This window comes from Mesorhizobium sp. M1D.F.Ca.ET.043.01.1.1 (assembly GCF_003952385.1).
GTDB lineage: Bacteria > Pseudomonadota > Alphaproteobacteria > Rhizobiales > Rhizobiaceae > Mesorhizobium.
Map to the genome: position 1 here is coordinate 5,362,265 of NZ_CP034444.1, position 23,045 is coordinate 5,385,309.

At 64.0% G+C, this 23,045-nt stretch carries 26 protein-coding genes; 12 read left to right on the forward strand and 14 right to left on the reverse strand.

Annotated elements, in window-relative coordinates; genetic code table 11:
* Positions 1-8 precede the first annotated feature (8 nt).
* The 6 genes from EJ067_RS25975 to EJ067_RS26000 all read left to right on the forward strand — a co-directional run bounded on the left by EJ067_RS25975 (position 9) and on the right by EJ067_RS26000 (position 5,569).
* On the forward strand, positions 9-674 hold the full coding sequence (locus EJ067_RS25975; protein WP_126088035.1) for a glutathione S-transferase family protein: 666 nt from the start codon (positions 9-11) through the stop codon (positions 672-674).
* 238 nt (positions 675-912) lie between these two features.
* Positions 913-1,470, forward strand: coding sequence for an FMN reductase (gene msuE / locus EJ067_RS25980; RefSeq protein WP_126088036.1), 558 nt, complete (start codon positions 913-915; stop codon positions 1,468-1,470).
* 37 nt (positions 1,471-1,507) lie between these two features.
* On the forward strand, positions 1,508-2,872 hold the full coding sequence (locus EJ067_RS25985; RefSeq protein ID WP_126088037.1) for an LLM class flavin-dependent oxidoreductase: 1,365 nt from the start codon (positions 1,508-1,510) through the stop codon (positions 2,870-2,872).
* 24 nt (positions 2,873-2,896) lie between these two features.
* Positions 2,897-3,745 carry an ABC transporter permease gene (locus tag EJ067_RS25990; protein ID WP_126088038.1) on the forward strand — a complete coding sequence of 283 codons (849 nt, stop codon included), beginning with the start codon at positions 2,897-2,899 and terminating at the stop codon, positions 3,743-3,745.
* A 46-nt stretch (positions 3,746-3,791) separates the two neighbouring features.
* Positions 3,792-4,790 carry an ABC transporter substrate-binding protein gene (locus EJ067_RS25995; protein WP_126088039.1) on the forward strand — a complete coding sequence of 333 codons (999 nt, stop codon included), beginning with the start codon at positions 3,792-3,794 and terminating at the stop codon, positions 4,788-4,790.
* Between the two features lie 17 nt (positions 4,791-4,807).
* Entirely contained in the window at positions 4,808-5,569 is a 762-nt protein-coding gene (locus EJ067_RS26000; protein WP_189510102.1) for an ABC transporter ATP-binding protein, read from the forward strand.
* Positions 5,570-5,586: 17 nt separating this feature from the next.
* On the opposite strand, the gene EJ067_RS26005 is transcribed toward EJ067_RS26000, so the two are convergent.
* Entirely contained in the window at positions 5,587-6,027 is a 441-nt protein-coding gene (locus EJ067_RS26005) for a MarR family transcriptional regulator (protein WP_126088040.1), read from the reverse strand.
* A gap of 146 nt (positions 6,028-6,173) precedes the next feature.
* Between EJ067_RS26005 and EJ067_RS26010 the strand changes: the two genes are divergently transcribed.
* Positions 6,174-7,037 (forward strand): alpha/beta hydrolase, encoded by an 864-nt coding sequence (locus EJ067_RS26010; protein WP_126088041.1) that lies wholly within the window; start codon positions 6,174-6,176, stop codon positions 7,035-7,037.
* Positions 7,038-7,120: 83 nt separating this feature from the next.
* Here EJ067_RS26010 and EJ067_RS26015 read toward each other — a convergent pair whose 3' ends face one another.
* Positions 7,121-8,035, reverse strand: coding sequence for an alpha/beta hydrolase (locus tag EJ067_RS26015; protein ID WP_126088042.1), 915 nt, complete (start codon positions 8,033-8,035; stop codon positions 7,121-7,123).
* A gap of 254 nt (positions 8,036-8,289) precedes the next feature.
* Positions 8,290-9,534 (reverse strand): MFS transporter, encoded by a 1,245-nt coding sequence (locus tag EJ067_RS26025; protein WP_189510104.1) that lies wholly within the window; start codon positions 9,532-9,534, stop codon positions 8,290-8,292.
* A gap of 126 nt (positions 9,535-9,660) precedes the next feature.
* On the opposite strand from EJ067_RS26025, the gene EJ067_RS26030 reads away from it, so the two are divergent.
* On the forward strand, positions 9,661-10,545 hold the full coding sequence (locus tag EJ067_RS26030) for a helix-turn-helix transcriptional regulator (RefSeq protein ID WP_126088044.1): 885 nt from the start codon (positions 9,661-9,663) through the stop codon (positions 10,543-10,545).
* Here EJ067_RS26030 and EJ067_RS26035 read toward each other — a convergent pair.
* The 6 genes from EJ067_RS26035 to lgt form a co-directional block, all read right to left on the reverse strand.
* Positions 10,542-11,477 carry a ribose-phosphate pyrophosphokinase gene (locus EJ067_RS26035; protein ID WP_112098911.1) on the reverse strand — a complete coding sequence of 312 codons (936 nt, stop codon included), beginning with the start codon at positions 11,475-11,477 and terminating at the stop codon, positions 10,542-10,544. The genes EJ067_RS26030 and EJ067_RS26035 overlap by 4 nt on opposite strands.
* A 165-nt stretch (positions 11,478-11,642) precedes the next feature.
* The gene (locus EJ067_RS26040; RefSeq protein ID WP_126088045.1) at positions 11,643-12,254 is read right to left on the reverse strand and encodes a hypothetical protein; all 612 of its coding nucleotides are present in this window, start codon (positions 12,252-12,254) and stop codon (positions 11,643-11,645) included.
* Between the two features lie 54 nt (positions 12,255-12,308).
* Positions 12,309-13,460 carry a Xaa-Pro peptidase family protein gene (locus EJ067_RS26045; RefSeq protein WP_126088046.1) on the reverse strand — a complete coding sequence of 384 codons (1,152 nt, stop codon included), beginning with the start codon at positions 13,458-13,460 and terminating at the stop codon, positions 12,309-12,311.
* Positions 13,460-14,248 (reverse strand): peptidoglycan editing factor PgeF, encoded by a 789-nt coding sequence (gene pgeF / locus EJ067_RS26050; RefSeq protein WP_126088047.1) that lies wholly within the window; start codon positions 14,246-14,248, stop codon positions 13,460-13,462. The genes EJ067_RS26045 and pgeF overlap by 1 nt, the downstream gene beginning before the upstream one ends.
* 88 nt (positions 14,249-14,336) lie before the next feature.
* Positions 14,337-15,404 carry a class I SAM-dependent methyltransferase gene (locus tag EJ067_RS26055; protein WP_126088048.1) on the reverse strand — a complete coding sequence of 356 codons (1,068 nt, stop codon included), beginning with the start codon at positions 15,402-15,404 and terminating at the stop codon, positions 14,337-14,339.
* Positions 15,401-16,255, reverse strand: a complete 855-nt coding sequence (gene lgt, locus EJ067_RS26060; protein WP_126088049.1) for a prolipoprotein diacylglyceryl transferase — start codon at positions 16,253-16,255, stop codon at positions 15,401-15,403. The genes EJ067_RS26055 and lgt overlap by 4 nt, the downstream gene beginning before the upstream one ends.
* A gap of 133 nt (positions 16,256-16,388) precedes the next feature.
* Between lgt and EJ067_RS26065 the strand changes: the two genes are divergently transcribed.
* From EJ067_RS26065 to EJ067_RS26075, 3 genes are all read left to right on the forward strand, one after another.
* On the forward strand, positions 16,389-16,691 hold the full coding sequence (locus EJ067_RS26065) for an accessory factor UbiK family protein (RefSeq protein WP_126088050.1): 303 nt from the start codon (positions 16,389-16,391) through the stop codon (positions 16,689-16,691).
* A 314-nt stretch (positions 16,692-17,005) separates the two neighbouring features.
* Positions 17,006-17,506: a YbjN domain-containing protein gene (locus EJ067_RS26070; RefSeq protein WP_040970944.1), complete on the forward strand. Its 501-nt coding sequence runs from the start codon at positions 17,006-17,008 to the stop codon at positions 17,504-17,506.
* Between the two features lie 18 nt (positions 17,507-17,524).
* Positions 17,525-17,884: a tRNA-binding protein gene (locus tag EJ067_RS26075; protein WP_126088051.1), complete on the forward strand. Its 360-nt coding sequence runs from the start codon at positions 17,525-17,527 to the stop codon at positions 17,882-17,884.
* Here EJ067_RS26075 and EJ067_RS26080 read toward each other — a convergent pair.
* Positions 17,881-18,483, reverse strand: coding sequence for an alpha/beta fold hydrolase (locus EJ067_RS26080; RefSeq protein ID WP_126089745.1), 603 nt, complete (start codon positions 18,481-18,483; stop codon positions 17,881-17,883). The two genes, EJ067_RS26075 and EJ067_RS26080, sit on opposite strands and share 4 nt — an antisense overlap.
* Before the next feature lie 61 nt (positions 18,484-18,544).
* Here EJ067_RS26080 and EJ067_RS26085 point away from each other — a divergent pair, with 61 nt between their 5' ends.
* Positions 18,545-19,024 (forward strand): Lrp/AsnC family transcriptional regulator, encoded by a 480-nt coding sequence (locus tag EJ067_RS26085; RefSeq protein ID WP_126088052.1) that lies wholly within the window; start codon positions 18,545-18,547, stop codon positions 19,022-19,024.
* Between the two features lie 82 nt (positions 19,025-19,106).
* Here EJ067_RS26085 and EJ067_RS26090 read toward each other — a convergent pair whose 3' ends face one another.
* From EJ067_RS26090 to EJ067_RS26100, 4 genes are all read right to left on the reverse strand, one after another.
* The gene (locus tag EJ067_RS26090; protein ID WP_245468044.1) at positions 19,107-19,994 is read right to left on the reverse strand and encodes a hypothetical protein; all 888 of its coding nucleotides are present in this window, start codon (positions 19,992-19,994) and stop codon (positions 19,107-19,109) included.
* Between the two features lie 355 nt (positions 19,995-20,349).
* A complete protein-coding gene (locus EJ067_RS26095) occupies positions 20,350-21,372 on the reverse strand; it encodes a glycosyltransferase family 1 protein (RefSeq protein ID WP_126088054.1) in 1,023 nt (340 codons plus the stop codon).
* Positions 21,360-21,521, reverse strand: coding sequence for a hypothetical protein (locus EJ067_RS34740; protein ID WP_189510106.1), 162 nt, complete (start codon positions 21,519-21,521; stop codon positions 21,360-21,362). Before EJ067_RS34740 ends, EJ067_RS26095 begins: the two co-directional genes overlap by 13 nt.
* 96 nt (positions 21,522-21,617) lie before the next feature.
* The gene (locus EJ067_RS26100; protein WP_126088055.1) at positions 21,618-23,033 is read right to left on the reverse strand and encodes an ATP-binding protein; all 1,416 of its coding nucleotides are present in this window, start codon (positions 23,031-23,033) and stop codon (positions 21,618-21,620) included.
* Positions 23,034-23,045 lie beyond the last annotated feature (12 nt).

The following is a 23,045-nucleotide window of genomic DNA, read 5'->3' on the forward strand; positions in this document are numbered from 1 at the left end:
AGATCCACATGAAACTCTTGTTCAGCCGCAATCCCAATCCTCGCCTCGCAGTCGCCACGGCACGCCATCTTAAGGCGCAGATCGCGTTCGAATTCGCCTCGCCGATGGCGCCGGGGCAGGCCGAGCGCTATCGCGCGCTGAACCCCAATCTGACCTTGCCCATACTGGTCGGCCCGGGATGGAGCCTGTGGGAAGCCGACGCCATCGCCTGCCGGCTCTCGCGCGACATGCGTTCCGATTTCTGGCGCAGCGGCGACGACGAACCCGAGATGATCCGCTGGCTAAGCTGGGGCAAGGAGAACTTCGTCAGAGCCACTGACATGGTGCATTTCGAACGTGGCACGAAACAGCGTTGGGGGCTGGGGCCGATCGACAAGGCCCTGGTCGAGGAGGGGCTGAGGCTGTTCCACACGACGGCTGCCATCCTTGATGTCGTGCTTTCGGAAAGGGAGTGGCTGGCAGGCAATTCCGTCTCCTATGCCGACTTCCGCATGGCGACGTTTCTCGCTTTCAACGATGTCGCCAGGTTGCCGCTCGACGGCTATCCGTCCGTCAACCGCTGGTATCGCCGGCTCGAGGACATCGATGCCTGGCGCGATCCGTTCCATGGGTTGGAGGCGCCGCCACTGCCAACGGTCAACAGCGAGGCCGAGCCGGGCCGGGCACCGATTTGAACGGTCGTTTTTGAAGGACCGCCGCAGCGGCGGTCCTTCATTCCGTAGCGGAAATGGCCGATGGCCGCACCGTCCTGCCGGTGCGAGATGGCCCGCACTCCGCAACCGCTGAACCATCGAACGGCGAGAGGACGCAAACTCAATCCCTCCGCCAGGCTCGTTTTGAAATCTTCTCGCTCATTTAATTCTATAAAATCGGTAGTCTTAATGAAGAAATGCCTGCGAGGAGAGACCGGAAATGACGAAGAAGCTGGTGGTGGGGATATCCGGCAACCTGACCCGGCCGTCGAAGACCAAGGCATTCATAAGCCATATTGCCGGCGAGGTGGCAGGCCGGGTGGGCGCGGCCCCGGCAGTCTTCGACATAGAGGATCTCGGTCCATCCTTTCCTCCGGCGCGGCGCCTCGGCGAACTCGACGCGACCGCCCGCGCGATCGTCGATCAACTGGTCAAGGCCGATGTGCTGGTGGCCGGGTCGCCGACTTTCAAAGGTAGTTATACCGGCCTTTTCAAGCACTTGTTCGATCTTCTCGAGCCATCGTCGCTGCGCGGGAAACCGGTCATTCTGGCGGCGACCGGCGGCGGCGAGCGCCATTCGCTGATCGTCGAGCATCAGCTGCGGCCGCTGTTCGGCTTCTTCGAAGCGCTGACCATGCCGACCGCGATCTACGCCTCCGACAAGGATTTTGCCGACGGCGTGCTGATGTCGGAAGCGATCCATGCCCGCTCCCGGCAGGCCGTTGCCGAGGTGTCCCGCTTGGTTGGCGAAACCCGCAGCGTCGGCCTCGCCGCCTGACTCCGAAGCAGTCGTTTTCCCAACGGAAGGATCAGCCATGACCAAATCCAGCCAGCCCAGACAGATCAAGCTCGGCGCCTTCCTGCCGGGCGGCGGCCAGCATGTCGCGGCCTGGCGCCATCCGGACTCGCCGGCCGACGGCGCGACCAATTTCGAGTTTCACAAAAAGCTCGCGCTGACCGCCGAGCGCGGCCTGTTCGATGCCTATTTCCTCGCCGACAACCTGACGGTGGGGCTCGGCGCCCGCGAAGGCGGCAACGCCAAGATCGCGGGGTTCGAGCCGGTGACGCTGTTCGCGGCGCTGGCGCCGCTGACCACGCATCTCGGTTTCATCGCCACAGCCTCGACCAGCTATGAGGAACCATACACGCTCGCCCGCAAGTTCGCTTCGCTCGATCTTTTGTCGAACGGCCGCGCCGGCTGGAACGTCGTGACCTCGGCCGGCGACGACACGGCGCGCAACTTCAATCGCGACGTGCAGCCCAACCATGCCGAGCGCTATGCAAGGGCGCATGAGCATGTCGAAACCGTCAAGGCGCTGTGGGACAGCTGGGAAGACGATGCCTTCATCCGCGACAAGAAGACGGGCCGCTTCTACGACAAGGACAAGCTGCACGACATCAACCACAAGGGCGAGCATTTCAGCGTCAAGGGGCCGCTCAACGTGCCACGTCCGGTGCAAGGGCATCCGGTGGTCGTGCAGGCCGGGCAGTCCGAGGACGGGCGCGGGCTTGCCGCGGCCTCGGCCGAGGTGATCTTCACCGCGCATCAGAACCTTGCTTCGGCGCAGGAATTCTATCGCGACATCAAGGCGCGCGTGGCGGCGGCCGGCCGCGATCCGGCGCAGGTGCTGATCATGCCGGGCGTGGCGCCCTTCGTCGGCCGCACCGAGGAGGAAGCCAGCGCCAAGTACCGGCAATTGAACGACCTGATCCTGCCTGAGGACGGCGTGGCGCTGCTCAACGCGCTAGCCGGCCAGACGCTCGACCTCAGGGACTATCCGCTCGACGGGCCACTGCCGGTAGCCAAGGAAACCGAAGGCATGAAGAGCCGGCAGGCGCTGATCCGCCGGATCGCCGACGAGCACAATTTCACGATCCGTCAGCTCTACCAGTGGGTGGCAACCGCGCGGGGTCATTACACGGTGATCGGCAGCGCCACCCAGATCGCCGATCAGCTGGAGGAATGGTTCAGCAGTGAAGCCGCCGACGGCTTCAATATCCTGCCGCCCTGGCTGCCCGGCGCGCTCGACGATTTCGTCGACCTGGTGATCCCCGAACTGCAGCGCCGCGGCCTGTTCCGCACTGCCTATGAAGGCAGGACGCTGCGCGAGAATCTCGGCCTCAGGCGGCCGCAGAACCCCTGGACGGCCGCGCGTTCGGCCGTGCTCGCCGCCGAATGATCCTCTGAAAGGAAAGGCAAGACGATGACTTTGCAGGACATCGAACGTCCAATCGGCATCGGCAGGCGCAATGGCGGCAACGGCTTCGGCACCGAGGCCGTGCGGCTGGCCAGTCGCGCCTCGGCGCGGATCCTGTCGCGCTATGGCGTGCTTCTCGGCTTCCTCGCGCTCTGGCAGGTGGCGGCGAGCGCCGACTGGGTCAACGCGGCGGTGCTGCCGCCGATCGCCACGATTGTCGCAGCGCTGTGGAAGGGTCTCGCCGGCGGCAGCCTGCTCGGCGACATCGCCATCAGCCTGCAGCGCGCCGGCCTTGCCTTCGCGGCGGCTGTCGTCGTCGCCATCCCGCTCGGCCTCGTGATGGGTCAGATGCGGGCGGTCGAAACCGCGTTGGACCCGATCCTGCAGCTCTTCCGCCAGACCTCGGCGCTGGCGCTCTATCCGGTGTTCATCCTGCTCCTGGGCCTGGGCGAGGCCTCCAAGGTGTTCGTCATCTTCTGGGCGACGCTGTTCCCGCTGCTGCTCAACACCATCAGCGGGGTCAAGGAGGTCGACCCGAAGCTGCTCGAGATGGCGCGCGTCTACGGCGCCCGGCGGCTGACCATATTCCGCCGCGTCGTGCTGCCGGGGGCCGTGCCCTCGATCTTCGTCGGCTTGAGGCTGGGGGCCACCACTGCGCTGCTGCTCCTGATCGCCTCGGAAATGATCGGCGCCAACAAGGGCATCGGCTTCCAGGTGATGAACGCGCAGTACAACTTCCAGATCCCGCTGATGTTCGCGGCGATTATCATCCTCGCAGCGCTCGGCCTGATCGCCAACCAGGCGCTGGTCGGCCTGCAGCGGCGGCTCTGCCGCTGGAGCAGCGCCGTCGGCTGAGAACCAATCCTTCACCGTGACTCCTGAAACCATGAAAGGCCGGACCATGACCATCACACGCCGTTCGCTTCTCCTGCGTGCCCCGATCGCCGCCGGCATCATCGCCGCGGGCCTGCCTTCGATCGCGCGCTCGCAATCCGCTTCCGTCAAGATCCGCTACCTCGCCAGCCGCGGCGGCATCTCCCCGCATGAGCTCGCCGACGAGCTAGGCTATTTCAAGGGCCTCGGCATCGAGCTCGAAAATGTCGGCTATTCCGGCGGCGGCCCGGAATCGCTGTTCGCGCTTGCCTCCGGCAGCGTCGATCTGGGTTCGGCCGCGACGCCGGCCGTGATCAACTCGATCGCCGGCGGCAACGACTTCGTCGCCGCCTATCCGAGCAACGGCATCAACAGCCAAGTGAAAAGCGTCTTCTACGTGCTCGAGGACAGCCCGATCAAATCGATCGCCGACATCGCCGGCAAGACGATCTCGGTCAACACGCTCGGCGCCCATCTCGACTATACAGTGCGCGAGGCGTTGCGTGGCGCTGGCCTGCCGCCGGATGCCGCCAAACTGATGGTGGTGCCCGGGCCGCAGCTCGAGCAGACGTTGCGCTCGCGTCAGGTCGATGTCGCGGGCCTCGGCTACTGGCAGGCGACCTTCGCAGGCCAGCTGGTCGCCAATGGCGGCGTGCGCGGCGTGTTCAACGACACCGATGTGCTCGGCGAGATCGCCGGCGGTTTCATCGTGCTGCGGCGCGATTTCATCGCCGCCAATCCCGACGCCGCCCGCAACTTCGTCGAGCAATCGGCGCGGGCCTCAGACTGGTCACGGCAAAATCCCGACGAGGCGCGCAAGGTGGTCGCCGACGTCCTCAACAAACGCGGCGAGAATGGCGAGCTGGCGCGCTACTGGACCGGTTTCGGCCTGCGTGAGAAGGCGGCGGTCAGTCACCGCGACGTCGACTTCTGGGTGGCCATTCTCGAGCGCGACGGCCGTCTGCCGAAAGGCAAGCTCAAGGCCGCCGACATCCTCTACCGCCCAGGCGAAACCAAGACCAACTGAGCATGGAGGTGCAAGCGATGGCCACGGTACGCGGCGGTGAGGTCACGATACGCGACCTGTCGAAATCCTTCAGCCTCGGCGGGCGCAAGCTTGCCGTGCTGCGCTCGCTCAACCTCGACATTCGTTCGGGTGAGTGCCTGGTCATCGTCGGCGCCAGCGGCTCCGGCAAGACAACGCTGCTGCGCATCCTGGCCGGGCTGGAGCGGGCCGATGGCGGCGCCGTCGCCATCGGCGGGAGAGAGATCGAGGGCGTCGGCGAGGAACGGGCGGTGATCTTTCAGGAGCCGCGCCTGCTGCCCTGGCTGACCGTGCTCGGCAACGTCGCTTTCGGCCTCGAAGTGCGCGGCGTGCCCAAGGCGGAAGCCGAGGAACAGGCGCGATTCTACATTGCGCTGGTCGGCCTGGCCGAATTCAGTGATGCCTATCCTAGGCAGCTTTCCGGCGGCATGGCGCAGCGCGTCGGCATCGCGCGGGCGCTGACGGTGCAGCCCGAGATCCTGCTGCTCGACGAGCCCTTAGGCGCCCTCGACGCCATGACCAAGATCTCCATGCAGGAGGAACTGGCGCGCATCTGGAACGAGCAGAACGTCACCATGGTGGTGGTCACCCACGACCTTGAAGAGGCGATCTATCTCGCCGACCGGGTGCTGATCCTGCCCAGGGAGAAAGGCGGCGCGGCGCGGCTCATCGATGTCGACCTGCCACGGCCGCGCGAGCGCAGCGAAAGCCGTTTTGTGCGCTACCGCGAGGCGCTGCTGCGCGAGTTCGGTCTACATTAGATCACAGCACGCAAGCGTCAGCCGGCGTCGGCCAAGTCCCCTTTCAACGCATTGCGCAGCGCCTGGACCTGCCGGTTCAGGGCATCGAGCTCGTCCAGCGTCATGCCAGAGCGTTCGATCAGGGTCTCGTTCAAGCAATTGCACTGGACGAGCAGCGCCCGTCCGGCGGCGGTCAGGTCGACCTGCACCTGGCGTTCGTCGGTCTGGCTGCGGTGCCGGGTGACCAGGCCAGCCTGTTCCATGCGTTTCACCAGCGGCGTGATGGTGCTCGATTCCAGGGCGAGCCGCTGCGCGATGCTGCCGACCGACATGCCGTCGGCCTCGCCCAGCGCGTTGAGCACCAGATATTGCGGATAGGTGATCCCCATCTCGTCAAGCATGGGCTTGTAGGTACGATTGATTGTCATGCTGGTGGCGTAAAGCGTGAAACAGAGCTGATTGTCCAAGGGAAGAGGCACGACGCGTTCCTTTTGCCGACTGAGCACTGAATATGTACCACGGAAAATGTTATCGTGATATATATTTTTGTGGACAAGCGGGCTCGATGGCATTACGGATATCGTTATCGCGATATTGCTTATCGCGAAAATAATAGGAGATGGAGATGACTGAAGCTTCGCAGACCAAGGCCGGCTCCGGCAGCGGCACGATCACCACCAAGGACGGAACGCAGATCTACTACAAGGACTGGGGGACCGGCCAGCCGATCGTCTTCCATCACGGCTGGCCGCTGAGCAGCGACGACTGGGACGCCCAGATGCTGTTCTTCCTGGCACAAGGCTACCGCGTCATCCCCCATGACCGCCGCGGCCACGGCCGCTCCAGCCAGACGGACACCGGCAACGAGATGGACACCTATGCCGCCGATGTGGCGGCGCTTGTTTCGCATCTCGACCTCAAGGACGCCATCCATGTCGGCCATTCGACCGGCGGCGGCGAGGTGGCGCGCTATGTCGCGCAATACGGTTCCGGCGGCCGCGTCGCCAAGGCGGTGCTGATCGGCGCGGTGCCGCCGATCATGCTCAAGACCGATGCCAATCCCGGCGGCCTGCCGATCGAGGTGTTCGACGGATTCCGCGCGGCGCTGACGGCCAACCGCGCCCAGTTCTTCCGCGACGTTCCGGCCGGCCCATTTTACGGCTTCAACCGTCCGGGCGCGACGGTGTCGGAGGGCGTGATCGACAATTGGTGGCGCCAGGGCATGATGGGCGGCGCCAAGGCGCACTACGACTGCATCAAGGCGTTCTCGGAAACCGACTTCACCGAGGACCTGAAGAAGATTGAGGTGCCGGTGCTGGTCATGCATGGCGACGACGACCAGATCGTGCCGATCGCCGATTCCGCGCTGCTTGCGATCAAGCTGCTCAAGAAGGGCGAGCTCAAGGTCTACAAGGGTCTTCCGCACGGCATGGCGACCACCCATGCGGACGTGATCAACGCGGACCTCTTGGCGTTCTTCAAGGCCTAGAATCGTCCAGTTGGATAGACAAGGCACCCGCCGTCAGGCGGGTGTCTTTGTACTTTCATCGACAATGTCCGCGGGACAAGTGCCTATCTGGCCAGAAAACCAGTGATCAGCTTGACGGTGGCGTCGGGGTTTTCCTCCATGATCCAATGACCGGAGTTGGGCACGATGCCGCCTGTGACATCGGTCGCAACAAGCCGCAAGATATCGGCCTGCGTGGTGCCGGCGGACTTTTCCCCGCCAACAGCCAGCACCGGCATGGTCAGCTTGCCGCCAGCGGCGAGCATCGCCTGGTTGTCGATCGCGTCCTGATCAAAGGCCTTGAACTGCTCGAAAGCGTCATGCATCGCATGCGGGCGTGCATAGAGTTTGGCATAGTGCTTGCGCGTGGCCTCATCGATCCTCTTCGGGTCGGCCGACAGTTCGTTGTAGAAGCGGTCGAGATAGATGCGCTCGCGCCCCGCGACCAGCCGCTCCATATCCGGGCCACGGAAGTTGAAGTGCCAAAGCAGCGGGCTTTGCTTGATCTTTTCCCACTCACCTATTCCGGGCAGCGGCGCATCGATGATGACCCATTTGGTGATGCGCTTGGGATATTGCGCAGCAAGCGCATAGCCGACCATGTTGCCGATGTCGTGCGTGACCAGATCTGCCTTGTCGATCTTCAAGGCATCCAGCACGCCGGCGATATCGACGGCCTGGTTCTTCTTGGTGTAGCCCGCTTCAGGGTGAGCGGACAGACCCATGCCGCGCAGGTCCGGCACGATGACAGTATGGTCCTTTGCGAGCGCCGCCGCCGCCGCGCCCCACATGTCTCCAGTATCGGCAAAGCCGTGCAGCAGCACGACCGCGGGACCTTTGCCGCCGACGCGCACATAGAGGCTCGTGCTGTTGGTTTCGACGGACTGCGTCTTGAAACCGGGCGGAAAAGGAACGATGCGTGCCGTAGCCGGCAAGGTTACAAGAAGCACGCCCAACACGGCCAACACGATCTTGCGCATATCATTCTCCAGAGACATTGAGTTATCTGCGGCAGCGTCGCCCGCGCACGCGTTTCGAACACTAGAACAGTTCATCGTTTCACGGAAACGCTGAACTGCTCTAACTATTTGTTTTTACGCAATTCCAGACGGAAAACCGTTACACACTTTTCCTGGAATTGCTCTAACAGGCTTTTCACCTGGCGTGTGGGGAGGAATCGATAAGGGCGCGGCAGCTGCCATGCCCTTATTCATGTCCTGAAGATCGGCGGTTTTTAACTGGCAGCCGCGTGCGCCTTCCTAGCTTCATTCATGTTCGGCAGGAACACCGTCAGCAGGCCGAGCAAGGGCAGGTAGGAGCAGATCTGGTAGACGAAGTCGATGCCCTTCAAGTCGGCGATGACGCCGAGCACTGCGGCCGCGATGCCGCCCATGCCGAAGGCGAAGCCGAAGAAGATGCCGGCGATCATGCCGACGCGGCCGGGCACCAGTTCCTGCGCGAAGACGACGATGTTGGAGAAGGCGGACGACAGGATGAGGCCGATCAGCACTGTGAGCACCATCGTCCATTCCAGATTGGCGTAGGGCAGGGCCAGCGTGAAGGGCAGCACGCCGACGATCGAGAACCAGATCATCGCCTTCTGTCCGTAGCGGTCGCCAAACGGACCGCCGAGCAGGATGCCCAGCGCGGAAGCGCCGAGAAACAGGAACAGCATCACCTGCGACATCTGCACCGAAACGCCGAACTTATGGATGGCATAGAAGGTGTAGTAGCTGGAGAGCGAGGCGATATAGGCGTTCTTGGTCAACACCAGAAGCGTCAGCACCGCCAAAGCCCACATGACCTTGCTGCGCGGGAAGGGCGAGACATGGGCCGCCTGCTTGCGGGTGGCCATCGAGGCGCGCAGCCGGCTGTACCAGCCGCCGACCTGCCACAGCACGACGATGCCGATCAGTGAGCCGACGGCGAACCAGGAAATGCTGGTCTGGCCGAACGGCACGACGATGAAGGCGGCGAGCAACGGTCCCATCGCCTGGCCGAAATTGCCGCCGACCTGGAACAGCGACTGCGCCAGGCCGAAGCGGCCGCCGGAGGCGAAGCGAGCGATGCGCGAGGATTCCGGATGGAAGATCGCCGAGCCGATGCCGATCAGCGAGGCGCCGATGAGCAGCAGCCAGTAGTGGCCGGCATGAGCAAGCACCACCAGCCCGACCAGCGACGAGGCCATGCCCCAGGGCAAGGAATAGGGCATCGGCCGCTTGTCGGTGATCATGCCGATCACCGGCTGCAGCAGCGAGGCCGTCACCTGGAAGGTGAAGGTCAAAAGGCCGATCTGCCAGAAATCGAGACCATAATTGTCCTTGAGCAGCGGATAGATAGCCGAAAGCAGCGACTGCATGATGTCGTTGACGCAGTGGCAGAAGCTCACCGCGAGAATGACGGTGAAGGCCGTCGCTTGCGCCGAGATGTTGCTTGCCGTCGCCGGTGCGGCGACGGACGTGGCTGTCGTATCGGTCAAGGCAATGCTCCGTGGTCTTTTTGGCGGCGAGCCGCAGGCAGTCTTGGGACGCTTGCCTTATAGTCTGCTTGAATGGCGACTTCTTTCGTGGTTTGGTCCAATAGTTTCGCAAGTGGGCCACATCCGATGCCGCATGGCCGGGAAATCTTCAGGGGTGACGCCGCCGAGCTCGGCCGGCTGCACGAAAGCCGCTGGCAGTGGCTGGAAGAGGCGGTCGGACCGGCGGTCGCGCTGCCGACCGAATATCCCGACGGCTACCACGTGCCGCTGCATCGCCACAACCGCAGCCAATTGTTGCATGCGCTGGTCGGCGTGGTGCTGGTGACGACGAAGCACGGCCGCTGGATGGTGCCGCCCGACCATGCGATGTGGATACCGGCCGGCATCGAGCATTCCGTCGAGATGCTGGGCGATGTCTCGATGCGCTCGGTCTATGTGGTGCCGGACGCCATTCCCGGACTGCCGGAGGGACTTCGCGTCGTCGGCATCACCGAATTGATGCACAGCCTGATCGTGGAATCGGAGAAGCTGCCGCAGGGCGGCGAGCTCGAAGGACGCGCCGGGCTGATCATGGGGCTTTTGCTGCACGAGATCCCGAACCTGCCGGAACGGCCGCTCGGCCTGCCTTTCCCGTCGGACCCGAAGCTCGCTGCGCTCTGCCGGCGCTTTGTGGCGGCACCGTCGCCGCATGCCACGATCGACGAATGGGCGGATGCCGCGGGCATGAGCCGGCGCTCCTTCACCCGCGCCTTCCATCGCCAGACCGGGCTGTCGCTGTCGACATGGCGCCAGCAGGCCTGCCTGTTCGCTGCGCTGCCGAGGCTCGCCGACGGCGAACCGATCACACGCGTGGCGCTCGACCTCGGCTACGACAGCGTGCCGGCCTTCATCACCATGTTCAAGCGCATGTTAGGCGCCTCGCCGCGCGGCTATATGCGCGGCGCGCGCGAGGCGGGCGAGGGGACAAAGCGGCCGAGCGGTCCGGTCCGTACCGGAACCCCCGCGGTTTAGTCGAACAGGCTCGAGACCGATTCCTCGGTGGCTGTGCGCGAGATCGCCTCGCCCATCAGGTCGGCGATCGAGATGACGCGGATGTTGGGCGCGTCGAGCACGGCCTGGCTCGGCTGGATGGAATCGGTGATCACCAGTTCCTGCAGCTTCGAGCCGGCGATGCGGGCGACGGCGCCGCCCGAGAGCACGCCATGGGTGATGTAGGCGGTGACGCTGGTCGCGCCGTTGGCGAGCAACGCATCGGCCGCGTTGCAGAGCGTGCCGCCGGAATCGACGATGTCGTCGATCAAGAGGCAGTCCTTGCCGGCCACGGCGCCAATGATGTTCATGACCTCGGATTCGCCGGGGCGCTCACGGCGCTTGTCGACAATGGCGAGCTGAGCGTCGAAGCGCTTGGCCAGCGCGCGCGCCCGCACCACGCCGCCGATGTCGGGCGACACCACCACGACGTTGCCGAGCTGCTTGTATTTCGCCTTCACGTCGCGGGCCATCACCGGCACCGAGAACAGATTGTCGGTCGGGATGTCGAAGAAGCCCTGGATCTGGCCGGCATGCAGGTCGAGCGTCAACACGCGGTCGGCGCCGGCGCGGGTGATCATGTTGGCGACGAGCTTGGCCGAGATCGGCGTACGGCCGGAAGCGCGGCGGTCCTGCCTGGCGTAGCCGAAATAGGGGATGACCGCCGTGATGCGCCTTGCCGAGGAGCGCATGAAGGCGTCCATCATGATGAGCAGTTCCATCAGGTGGTCGTTGGTCGGATAGGAGGTCGACTGCAGGATGAAGACATCCTCGCCGCGCACGTTCTCCTGGATCTCGACGAAGATCTCCTGATCGGCGAAACGCCTGACGCTGGCCTTACCCAGCGGAATGTTGAGATAGCGAGCGACCGCTTCGGCCAGCACCCTGTTGGAATTGCCCGCGAAAAGCTTCATGCACCGTTCCTGGTGAAGGATGGAGAGACCAGACAGACTCTCATGAGCCTTTGATGCGGGCTTTTAGCGGCCCGCGCCGGTATTGCAAGCCTCGTGATCGGGAATCCTTCGACAAGGCGCAACAAAGGCCCGCTGCATCGCAAGCCGGCAACACAACAGATCGCACTAGCCGGCGCCACCGCTGCCGAGCCACGCCGTGAACTGGTCGATCGTCTGATCGGCGATCGCCTGCATGGTCGCGGGCGCGACCGACGACCAGCCCTCGGCGCTGCCGACGGAAGGCGCCTTCTGCTGGCCGTTGATGCGATGCAGGCGGTTGCCCGACGGGTCGTAGACGTCCCAGACATAGATGACGGTGGTGTCCTTGCCCTCGGTCATCGTCGAAAAATAACCTTTCAGCACATGCGTCGCGGTCTGGTCGGTGCTGCCGACGAGCGTCACGCCGCGCTGCCTGGCGCGCGCCTGCAGTTCCGCTGTCAGCGGCGCCGCGGCCTCCACGGAGGCGCCGACGATCGGCGCCACCTGCAGGCGGGTCTTGGCAAGGGCGGCGGTCTGGGCCGGCGTGGCGGATGCCGAGGCTGCCGCCGTCGCCGCGGGAGCCGGCGAGGTCGTGGTCGGGGACGTGGTGGCCGATGTACCTTGGGTGGCCGGCAGAGCCTGGGCCGAATCCGCCGGCGGCTTGACCGCGGAAGGATCGAGGACGTCCTTGGCGTTGGTGCAAGCGGCAAGCGCCAGCGCCGCAAGCAATGACACGGTCGTCACCTGCGATCGTCTCATTTGCCTGAAAACTCCCTGCTGACGACGCCCCCGCGTGAACCAATCATTATGGATTCACTGTACGATCAAGTCGAGATCATCGCGGGAGAGCGGCTTCGGCGCCGATTCCGTGGTGAGGTAGGTGCGGCCAAGCGTCATCGCGGTTTCGGTTTCGGAATCCATGATGATCATGTGCGCGAACAGCGTCATATTGGGCGCGATCGGCTCCGGATTGCCCTGGTAGAACATCGGCATATCCATCCAGGATGGCGTGAAGCGGGCGCCGACCGAGTAGCCGCAGGCATTCAGCCGGTGCTTGGTCAGATTATGCGCCTCGAGCGTGCGGGCATGCGCGTCGAAAACGTCACCGAAACTGTTGCCCGGTGTCATCGCCTTCTCGACCGCGAGCAGCGCGGCGCGGGCAGCATCGAACAGCTCCTGATGGCGCTTCGAGACCTTGCCGGTCAAAACCGTGCGCATCATCGGAGCGTGGTAGTGATGGAAGACGCCCGCCCATTCGAGCGTCAGCTGGTCGTTCTTGGTAAGCTTACGGCGCCCGGCCTTGTAGCGGCAAAGCAAGGCGTCGGCGCCGGAACCGATGATGTACTCGTTGGCTGGATAGTCGCCGCCGCCGGCAAAAACGGCACCTTGCATGGCGGCAAGGACAAGGCCCTCGTCGCCGCCCTGTTTGATCAGCGGCAAGGCGGCATCGAGCGCATCGTCGGACAGACCTGCCGCCTTTTCCGCCTTGGCGATCTCGGCCGGGCTCTTGAAGAGCCGCAGCCGGCCGACGATGCCGGACGCATCGGCGATCTGGCCGAAGGTCTGCAGCTGCTCGTCCACGCGGCGGCCATTGTAGGCGGTCAGGCCATGCGTGTCGTATTCGACGCCGATGCGGGCGCCAAGCAGATCGAGGTCGTTGAGCAGGTTGCGCAGGTCGATCGCGGGATTGGCGCCGTCGCGATCGGTCCACAACATGATGTTCTCGATGGTCGAGGTGTGGCGCGCTTGTCTCAGGTCGGCCGAGCGGGTGAGCAGCACCATCGAGCCGTCGGCCTTCACCACCAGGCACTGGAAGAAGCAGAAGCCGAACGTGTCGTAGCCGGTCAGCCAGTACATGCTCTCCTGCGCGAACAGAAGCACGGCGTCGAGCTTCTTCTCGGCCATCTCGATCAGCAGCCGGTCGCGCCGCGCGTCGAATTCCGAACGTTCGAAATGCAGCGCCATTACTCTTTCTCCAGAACGATTGCAGAAACCTGGCGCCCGTAATCCGCTTCCTTGCGGTGAGTGGTGCGCCGGTAGGAATAGAAAAGATCTTTTTCCGCGTAAGTGCAGCGGCCGAGGCCTTCCGCGGTCACGCCGGCGCTCAGCAGCCGGTCGACCGTATATCGGTTGAGGTCGAACATCGAGTGGCCGGGACTGGCCGACGGCCTGAAATAGCGCTTATTGCCGGCGTCGGCCTCGACGAAGCGGGCGACGAATTCGGGCCCGACCTCGTAATTGTCGGGACCGATGGAAGGGCCGAGCACGGCGACGATGCGCCCGCGGCGGGCGCCGAGACCTTCCATCGCGGCGATGGTGTTTTCGAGCACGCCGGTGAATGCGCCTTTCCAGCCGGCGTGTGCCGCGCCGATGACACGGGCCTCGGCGTCGGCGAACAAGACCGGGCCGCAATCGGCCGTGGAGGCGCCGACGGCGATCCCTGGCCGGTCGGTGACGATGGCATCGGCCTTGGGGCGAGGGCTCGCGAAAGGCTCCCTGGCGATGACGACATCGGGGGAATGGACCTGGTGCGCGGTGAGGAGATGATCTGCCGGCACGCCCATCCAGTCGGCAACACGGCGACGGTTCTCGGCGACCAGTGTCTGGTCGTCACTTGAGCCCGTGCCGATGTTGAGGCCCTGGAAGATGCCGCCGGAGACGCCGCCAATACGGGTGAAGTAACCGTGACGGATGCCCTGGGCCCTCTCAAGCAGAGGCGAGCGTACTGGATCGGGTCTGGTCTGATTCAGCATGGATGGGTTTGTTGTCCGCGCGGGCCGTTTCGTCAAGGCGAGTTTCGGGCAAGTGGCAGGACCAGCTTGCACGGGTTGGTTGCCGATGTCAGCCCGTTTTCGCCGCCGGCTTGATCGTCATCACCTTGAACAGCTTACCCATTGCATCGGGGCCGGCGAGGCGTTCGACGGCGTCGGAAATCGTCTGCCGCTCGCTGTCGTCGGCCTTTGCGCCGAGTGCGCCGGCGCGCTCGAGCAGACCCAAGCCGAGCAGGAATTCGCCCTGCGTGGTCAGTTCCGCGTCGAGGCCGCGCGCGCGGGCGCCTGCGGCAAGCGCCGCGAAATCGACATGCGCGGTGAGATCGGCCTCGCCGGGATTGGCCAGCACGTCTTCGTGACCATGCCTGCGCAGGGCCTGCAATGTGTCGCCGATGCCGGGCTGAAGATGGCCGTAGTCGACGAACAGCCCGGCGCCGCCATGGCCGGCGATGCGCTCGGCAATTGCGGCCATCAGCGCAGCGCGGGCCGGCGACACCTCGATGATCGCGCCTTGCGGCGCGTCCGCCGCGCCCGACGGCAGCAGCGTCGGGTCGACGGAGCCGGCGCCGGCGAAGAAGTGGAGATTGTCGGCCTCGTCGAGGCCGACCATGCGTTCGCGCCAGCCCGAGCCGACATAGACGAACTGGCGGATCGGCACGGCGTCGAACAGCTCGTTGCCGACGATGAACAGCGGCTGCCGCGGCAGCGTGTCGATGGTCTGGTGCCAGCTCAGGGCCGAGCTCTGGCCGGCAAGCGTCGCTTGCTGGATTTCGGTCAGGCGCGGACTGGTCTCGACCATGGCAAAGGAAGCGCCGGCGGCAAGCGCCGGGTCGAGCCGCGACCAGACGCGAAGCATGTCCTTCATCAGCGTGCCGCGCCCGGGGCCGATCTCGGCGAAGGTCACGGCAAGCGGCCGGCCGGCGCCCTGCCAGGCCTGGTAAAGCCAGACAGCGATGAGCTCGCCGAACATCTGGCTGACCTCCGGCGCGGTGACGAAGTCGCCGGCGGCGCCGAAGGGCTCGCGCGTGGTGTAATAACCATTCTCGGGATCGAACAGGCAGAGCGCCATATACTCGCTGACCGGGATCGGCCCCACGGCGCCGATCAGGCCGACGATGCGCTCCTTCAGCCGGGTCATGCCGGCTGCGTTTGCGTCATCGGCTTTGCCGTCGCCATCGCCCAGATGCCGGCGAGCACCATGGGCGTGGACAGGATCATGCCCATGGTCAGCCAGTTGGTGCCGAGCAGATAGCCGAGCTGCTGGTCGGGCTCGCGAAAGAACTCGACGAAGATGCGCGACAGGCCATAGCCGCAGATGAAGGCGCCGCCGACGAAGCGCGGCGTCTTCAGCTTCAGGCGCGAATGGGTGAGGAAGCGCAGCACCAGGAACAGCACAAGGCCTTCGAGCAGCGCTTCATAGAGCTGGCTGGGATGGCGGGTAAACGGGCCGCCATTGGGGAATTCGATCGCCCAGGGCACGTCCGACGGGCGGCCCCAGAGCTCCGAATTGATGAAATTGGCGACGCGCACCAGCCCGAGTCCGACCGGCACGCCGGCAGAGACGACATCGAACAGCGTCCAGGTGTGGATGCCGCGCTTTAGCGAGAACAAAGTCATGGCGAGGATGACGCCGAGCAGCCCGCCATGGAACGACATGCCCCCCTGCCAGACGGCAAAGACGTCGAGCGGATGCGCGATGTAGCGCGGCAGGTCGTAGAAGAGCACGTAACCGGTGCGTCCGCCGAGCACCACGCCGATTGCCGCCCAGACGATGAAATCGTCGAGGTCCTCCGGCTTCATAGGCAGCCTGCGGTCCGGCCAAAGGCCGGGGTTGGTGGCGAGCCGCTTGGCGTACCACCAGGCAAAGAGGATGCCGACGATGTAGCCGACGCCATACCAATGCACGGCCAGCGGTCCGATGTGGACGATGACCGGATCGATGTTGGGGAAGGGCAGGGAGGCCAGCGGCAAGAGGAAGTATTCGCTCAAACTGGGATCCCCCGGTTGCGGTCGTCTATCGGGCGCGGACCATGCGGCAGGGTTTTGGCGGGGTCAAGGCAAGGCTTCGCTTGCATTCCGCACTGCGCGCCACTACGTCAAATCCAGCAAGCGAGGATCTGCCATGTCGAACGGACCGAACCGCATTCTCGATGAGTTCGCCAAGCTGATGACGGACGCGGCGGGCGCCGCTCAGGGCGTTCGGCGCGAGATGGAGACTGCTTTCCGCAGCCAGGCGGAGCGGCTGCTCAACTCCATGGATGTGGTGCAGCGCGAGGAGTTCGAGGCGGCGCGGGAGATGGCCGTCAAGGCCAGGGAAGACAACATCCAGCTTGCGGCGCGCATCGAGGCGCTCGAGGCGAAGCTCGCCGAACTGACCGGGCAGGCCGCACCGGCGCCTGCGGCGAAGCCCAGATCAAAAAAATAATCGTAAACTTTTCCACAAAGCGCGATCCGAAAAATCGCTTTGCCGTGAATCGCTTACCGGCATTGCATGAATCTTTTTGACAGCGCCTTTCCACATGCGAATGACGCAGTGCGAAAAATTGGGCTGTTCACGCGACTCCCGATCAATAGACTGAATTTGTTGCATGATTCGGAGCACGGATCATGCGCCGGGCGGTTGGGTCCGGTTGGGGTCTTTGCGTTTGGAAAGCCCTGGCCGTCCGAGTTCTAGACAAGATTGTTCGTCGTGTGTGCCCCGCGGAGCGTGTGGCGCTCCCCTGAACACAGGAAGCATTCATGGAACTCCTCGAACTCGAATTCTCCCGCGAAATCCACCCGGTGGATGTCATCGAGCAGGTGGCCCACAACAATGACTGGTCCTTCGAACGCGCCGGCGACGACGAGATCTCGATTTCGGTGACCGGCAGCTGGACCGACTATCACGTCTCCTTCTCCTGGATGGAGGATTTCGAGGCGCTCCATCTGGCCTGCGCCTTCGACATCAAGGTGCCGGAAACGCGCGCGCTCGAAGTGATGCGGCTCCTGTCGCTGATCAATGAGCAGATGCTGTTCGGTCATTTCGACCTGTGGGAGCAGGAAGGCGCGATCATGTTCCGGCAGTCGCTGCTGCTTGCCGGCGGGGTCGAGCCTTCCAGCCAGCAGGTCGAGGTGCTCTTGTCCTCGGCGCTCGAAGCCTGCGAATGCTATTTCCAGGCCTTCCAGTTCGTCGTCTGGTCGGGTACATCGGCCAAGGACGCGCTGTCCAGCGTGCTCTTCGAGACCCATGGAAACGCCTGAGCGAAGCCCACACTGCCGATGAGTTCCAGCAGCGAGCGCAAGCCCGAGATCGGCTTTGCCGATTTCGACCGTGTCGACATCCGTGCGGGCACGATCGTCGAGGCCGAGCCTTTCCCGGAAGCGCGCAAGCCGGCAATCAAATTGAAGATCGATTTCGGCCCGGCCATCGGGGTGAAGAAGTCATCTGCGCAGATCACCAAATACTATGCGCCGGAGACGCTGATCGGCCGGCAGGTGTTCGCGGTGGTGAATTTCCCGCCACGCCAGATCGGCCCATTCATGTCGGAAGTGCTGACGCTTGGCTTCCCGGATGAAGAGGGCGCCGTCGTGCTCGGCGCCATCGAGCGCAAGGTGCCGGACGGCGGGCGATTGTTTTAGCCTCGCCGGTCGACGCCGTTGGCGAACTCTCTCAGCAGGCGCAAACCTTCCGGCCAGTCGTCTAGACCGCTTGCGGCGTTGATGTGCCCCAGCGCGCTCAACTCGATGAACCGGCTTGCCCATTGCTTGGCGCGGCACCGCTGATAGTTGACGCTACCGAAAGGATCGTTGCCGCTGGCGACGATCAGCGATGGGAAGCGCAGCGGCGCGGCGGGCGTGGCGGTGAAGCTTGCCGCCGCCTGCACGGGGAATGCAGCCGATTGGGGATCCGGGACCGAAACGAGAAAGGCGCCGGCGGCAGCAAGATTCGAACGCGCGCTCCAATTCGCGACGAGCAGGCAGGCGAGGCTGTGCGCAACGAGAATGCAGGACGGGCCGGCCTCCCCGACCGCCTCGTCGAGCGCGTCGATCCATTGCTCAAGAACGGGCGCGTCCCAGCTTGCCGGGCGAAAACGGCGCATTGCCGGATCGCTACGCTCCCATAGGGTCTGCCAATGTCGTTCGCCCGAGCCGCCGATGCCTGGCAATATAACGAAGCGCCTCATGATCTTTCCTTCTCCGCTTCCCCTTCGATCTGCAGCCATTGTGCCTGCTTGCATGAGGTCGAGGAACAAGGAATTATCGGAGATATTCCACTGCAGCCGATGGATTGAAGGCAGGATGTCATTTCAAGCGCTGATTCCGCTCGACGAAACCGATATGTCGATCATCGAAGCGCTACAGGAGAACGGCAGGCTCGCCATATCCGAACTCGGCCGCCGCATCGGTCTCTCCCAGCCTGCGACCTCGGAGCGGGTCAAACGCCTCGAGGAGCGCGGTGTCATTTCTGGCTACCACGCGGTCGTGGATGCCAAGAAACTCGGGCTCGGCATGATGGCGGTCATCAGGGTTCGCACGACCCATGAAAATATCCAACGCTGCCTGCGGCAGTTTTCCGAGATGCCTCAGATCCTGGAAGTCCATCGCGTGACTGGCGAGGATTGTTTCGTTCTGAAGGTGATTGTGCCGTCGCCGGAGCGACTGGAGAGTATCGTCGATGCGGTCGCACGCCATGGTGCCGTCACTACCTCGCTCGTCCTGCGCTCCGAGCCGGTGAAGATTTTGAGCAGAGATTTGCTGAGGGCCGCGGGCCTGAACTGACGGCGGGAAAGGCGCTACGCCGCCAGGCTTGCGCGGCATTCCCGACGCTTGCCGAGCGCAGCCGGGACGCCTCGCAGGCGCATCATGGCGCCGCAGCCGACCGATTTGAAGCGACGGCTGATGGCCGAAACGCGCCGAGAATGGTTCCGACCGTTGCGGCCGAGAGCACAAGATGCAGGACGTCGAACGGCCAGGCCAGTCCGAAATGCATCAGCATAAGGTTCAAGAAGGAAGGCGACGCGCCATCCGCGGGAATCAGGATCAAGCCTACGGCGAGGCCCAGCCCATATTTGAGTATGGCAACTGCTGCGAAAACGATGAACATTATGGCGACGAAACGCAGACGATTGCCGTCGAGCGCGCGCCAGCACCCGACTGGATCAAACGATCCCGTCCAGAGAAAATCGCCGACAAAGAGATATGCCCAGGCAAGTATGAAACCGCCCACAAGCATGTTGAAGACTCCCCTCGCCATCGCCCAGGACGCGACGTCCTCGGGGCTGAGCGGCTGGTCATGCGTGGCCAGCAGGCCGGCAACAAACAGTCTGTGCTCGCCGGCGACCGCAAAGCCGCAAAAAAGCTGGACGGCCGCGAGAACCAACGCAGCCAAAAGAATCCGTTGGCCGAGTTCAAAGCGCACGCCCGGGATAGCGAAGCGTTTGACACGCTCAATGCCGCGCCGAACAACGATATGGCCGTGCTCGGGCGCGTTAACCATGCGGTCGAGAACGAACGCAAAGACCATCGCCGAGAACGGCGCGGCAACGACGGCGGAAAGCCAAGTCCTGGGGGCAAAGCCTCGCGAGAGGAGCCAGGTAGGCACCTGCTCCGGATCGACAAAAAGAATAAGGGTAAGCACCGCCAGACAGAGCGTCGTCAGAAAGCAGGGAAACCAGGCGGCCACGAAGAGCGGCCAGGCATTCGCGCGGCAATAGCCGAACACCCTCGCAACCGTCTTGCCGATGCGCAAGACGCGGCGCTTCCGCGATACGGCAGGCAACTCGTCCAGCGTTGAAATCGGCGTCACCCCCCGCAGGGAACTACACAGGCAGAATAATGCACCGTAAGGCACTGTTGCACAAGCTGTCGCAAGAAGCGCGTTCACAGGGACTAAAGCTCGCCGGCGAACGATCTCTCAACATCTCAAAAATTCACGCGGAAGACTTGCCCAAAGCCACTGGCAACGTGTCGAAGCTCCGGATTTCCTGAGGAGATGAACGCGTGGGCGGCATTGAAGAGGCCAACAATTGCGGCCGGAGCGCTGTCGATTGTTTTGGCCTTCGTCATCCACGCGGAGCGGGCGCGCAGAGCCGCGGATGCGGGTGTCAGGCCGCCAGCTTGCGCGGCATCCCCAGCGCTTCCTCGACCACGTCGAGGAACATCTCGGCGCAGGCCTTCCAGCTGTAACGCATGGCGCGCTGGCGCGCCTCTGCGCGGTCGATATGGAGGGCCTTGAGCGCGGCCTCGCCCAGATCCTCGGACACGGCCCCGCCAACGCCGTCGCCGACGATGTCGATCGGTCCCGTCACCGGATAGGCGGCCACCGGCGTGCCGCTGGCCAAAGCCTCGATGATGACGTTGCCGAACGTGTCGGTGCGGCTCGGAAAGACGAAGACGTCGGCCGAGGCATAGATTTCCGCCAGTTCGTCGTTCGGGCGGTGGCCGAGGAAATGCACGTTCGGATAGCGGGCCTTGAGCTTCGCCAGTTCCGGTCCTTCGCCGACCACCACCTTGCTGCCGGGGAGATCGAGGTCTAGGAAGGCGGTCAGGTTCTTTTCGATCGCGACGCGGCCGACGCAAAGGAAGACGGGGCGGGGGAAGCTCGTCTCCTTGCGCTTGTCCGGCCGGAAATGATCGGTGTCGACGCCGCGCGTCCAGGGTCTCAGCTTGTTGAAGCCGCGCGAGGCAAGGTCGTCCGCCAGCGACTGCGTGGCGACAAGCGTGCCTTGTCCGGAATTGTGGAAGTCGCGCAGCCAGTTGTAGGCCCAGCTCTCCGGCACCGGCAGGCGGGCGCTGAGATATTCGGGAAATCGCGTGTGATAGCTGGTGGTGAAGGGGCGCCCGGCCTTGCGGCAATAGCGGCGCGCCATGATACCCAGCGGTCCTTCGGTGACGATGTGGATATGGTCGGCCTTGCGCGCATCGATCAGGCGCGCGACATGACCTGGGGTCGTCAACGCGAGCCGAATGTCCGGATAGGTCGGCAGCGGCAAGGTGCGGAAGATGTTCGGCGTCAGGAAATCGACCTGGACGTCGTAGGTTTTCAACGTTTCGGTCAACCGCTCCAGCGTGTGGACCACGCCGTTGACCTGCGGCCGCCATGCATCAGTGACCATCAGGATTCGCATGACGATCCCTTGGAGAGGTTCTTGAGCGCGGCCGCGCGGTGGCGGGACGGCAACCAGGCAGCAGCTCGCGCCTCGCTCCAGCGCACCCGGGCAGGTACGGGATCGAAGCGGGGCGGCATGGCCGAATCGCTAAAGGTCGCGCGCTTCATGCGCGCTCTTGACCATGATTTCATGACGGGCGGATGAAGCTGTAATTTTGATTGGGCATGATCTCGCCCGAACTTTCGGTTCGGGATCATGCTCGATTATGCGGGAACCTTGATCACGGCGCGCAGGCCGCCGAGCGGGCTGTCTTCAAGCATGATGTCGCCGCCATGGCTGCGGGCGATGTCGCGAGCGATCGACAGGCCGAGCCCGGTGCCGCTGGCATCGAGGTTGCGCGCCTCGTCGAGCCGCAGGAACGGCTTGAACACCTCTTCGCGCTTGTCGGGCGCGATGCCGGGGCCGTTGTCATCGATGGTGACGGTCAGCGAGCCGCGACTGTGATCGGCATGGACCTCGACCGCTTTGGCATAGCGGAAGGCATTGCCGATGACGTTGGACATCAGCCTGGCAAAGGCGTTCGGCCGCACATGCACGGTCGGATCGCCGGTCAGTGTCGTCGACAGCTTGCATTTGCGCAGCTGCGCCTCCTCGCCAAGCTTCTGGAAATAGGCGTCGAGATCGAAGCGGCCGGTGTCTTCCGCCGCCTCGCCGCGGGCAAAGGAAAGATAGCCTTCCAGCATCGATTGCATGTCGTCGATGTCCTGGTTGAGGGCGGCTTTGGTTTCCGATTTGCCGCCGGCCAGCGCCAGCTGCAGCTTGAAGCGGGTCAGAATGGTCCTGAGGTCGTGGCTGACGCCGGTCAGCATGGCGGTGCGCTGCTCGATCTGGCGCTCGATGCGCTCGCGCATCTGGATGAAGGCGAAGCCGGCGCGGCGGACTTCCTCCGCGCCGCGCGGCCGGAAATCGCGGGGCATCGGTCGCCCCTTGCCGAAGCTTTCGGCGGCTTCGGCAAGGGTGAGGATCGGCCTGATCTGGTTGCGCAGGAAGGGGATGGCGATCATCAAGAGCACCAGCGAGGTGCCGACCATCCAGATCAGGAAGATGTGGGTGTTCGAGGCATAGGCCTGGCTGCGGCGCACGAAGACGCGCAGCACCTTGCCTTCGAGCTGGACGCGGACCTCGACGACGTTGGAGTTGCCGACCGTGTCGATCCAGAAGGGGCGGTTGATCTGCCTGGTGATCTCCGACGACAGCGCCGTGTCGAGGATCGAGAAGAATGGCTTAGGCCCGGGCGGCGGCAGCGGATCGGGCGGCAGCAGATCCACTTTCAGCTGCATGCGGTCCTGGGCGATGCGGATGATGTTGGCGTAGTCGGCGTCGTGCGGATAGGTCTCCATCATGTCGATGATGGCAGCGATGTCGGCGATCGTCGCCTGCGACAGGCGCTGGGTGACCGTCTGCCAGTGGCGCTCCATGAAGACGAAGGCGACAACCGACTGCAGAAGGATCATCGGCGCGATGACGATGATGAGGGAGCGGGCATAAAGCCGCTTCGGCATGTAGAGCGCGACCAGGCGCCAGAACCGGTTCCAGGCGCGCGGCATCGCTCTTAGCGTCCGCAATGCGAGATCGCCGAGACCGCCTCCTTTGGGCTGTTCCAGTTGCGTGGTCGCCATTCGCCCTTCCGC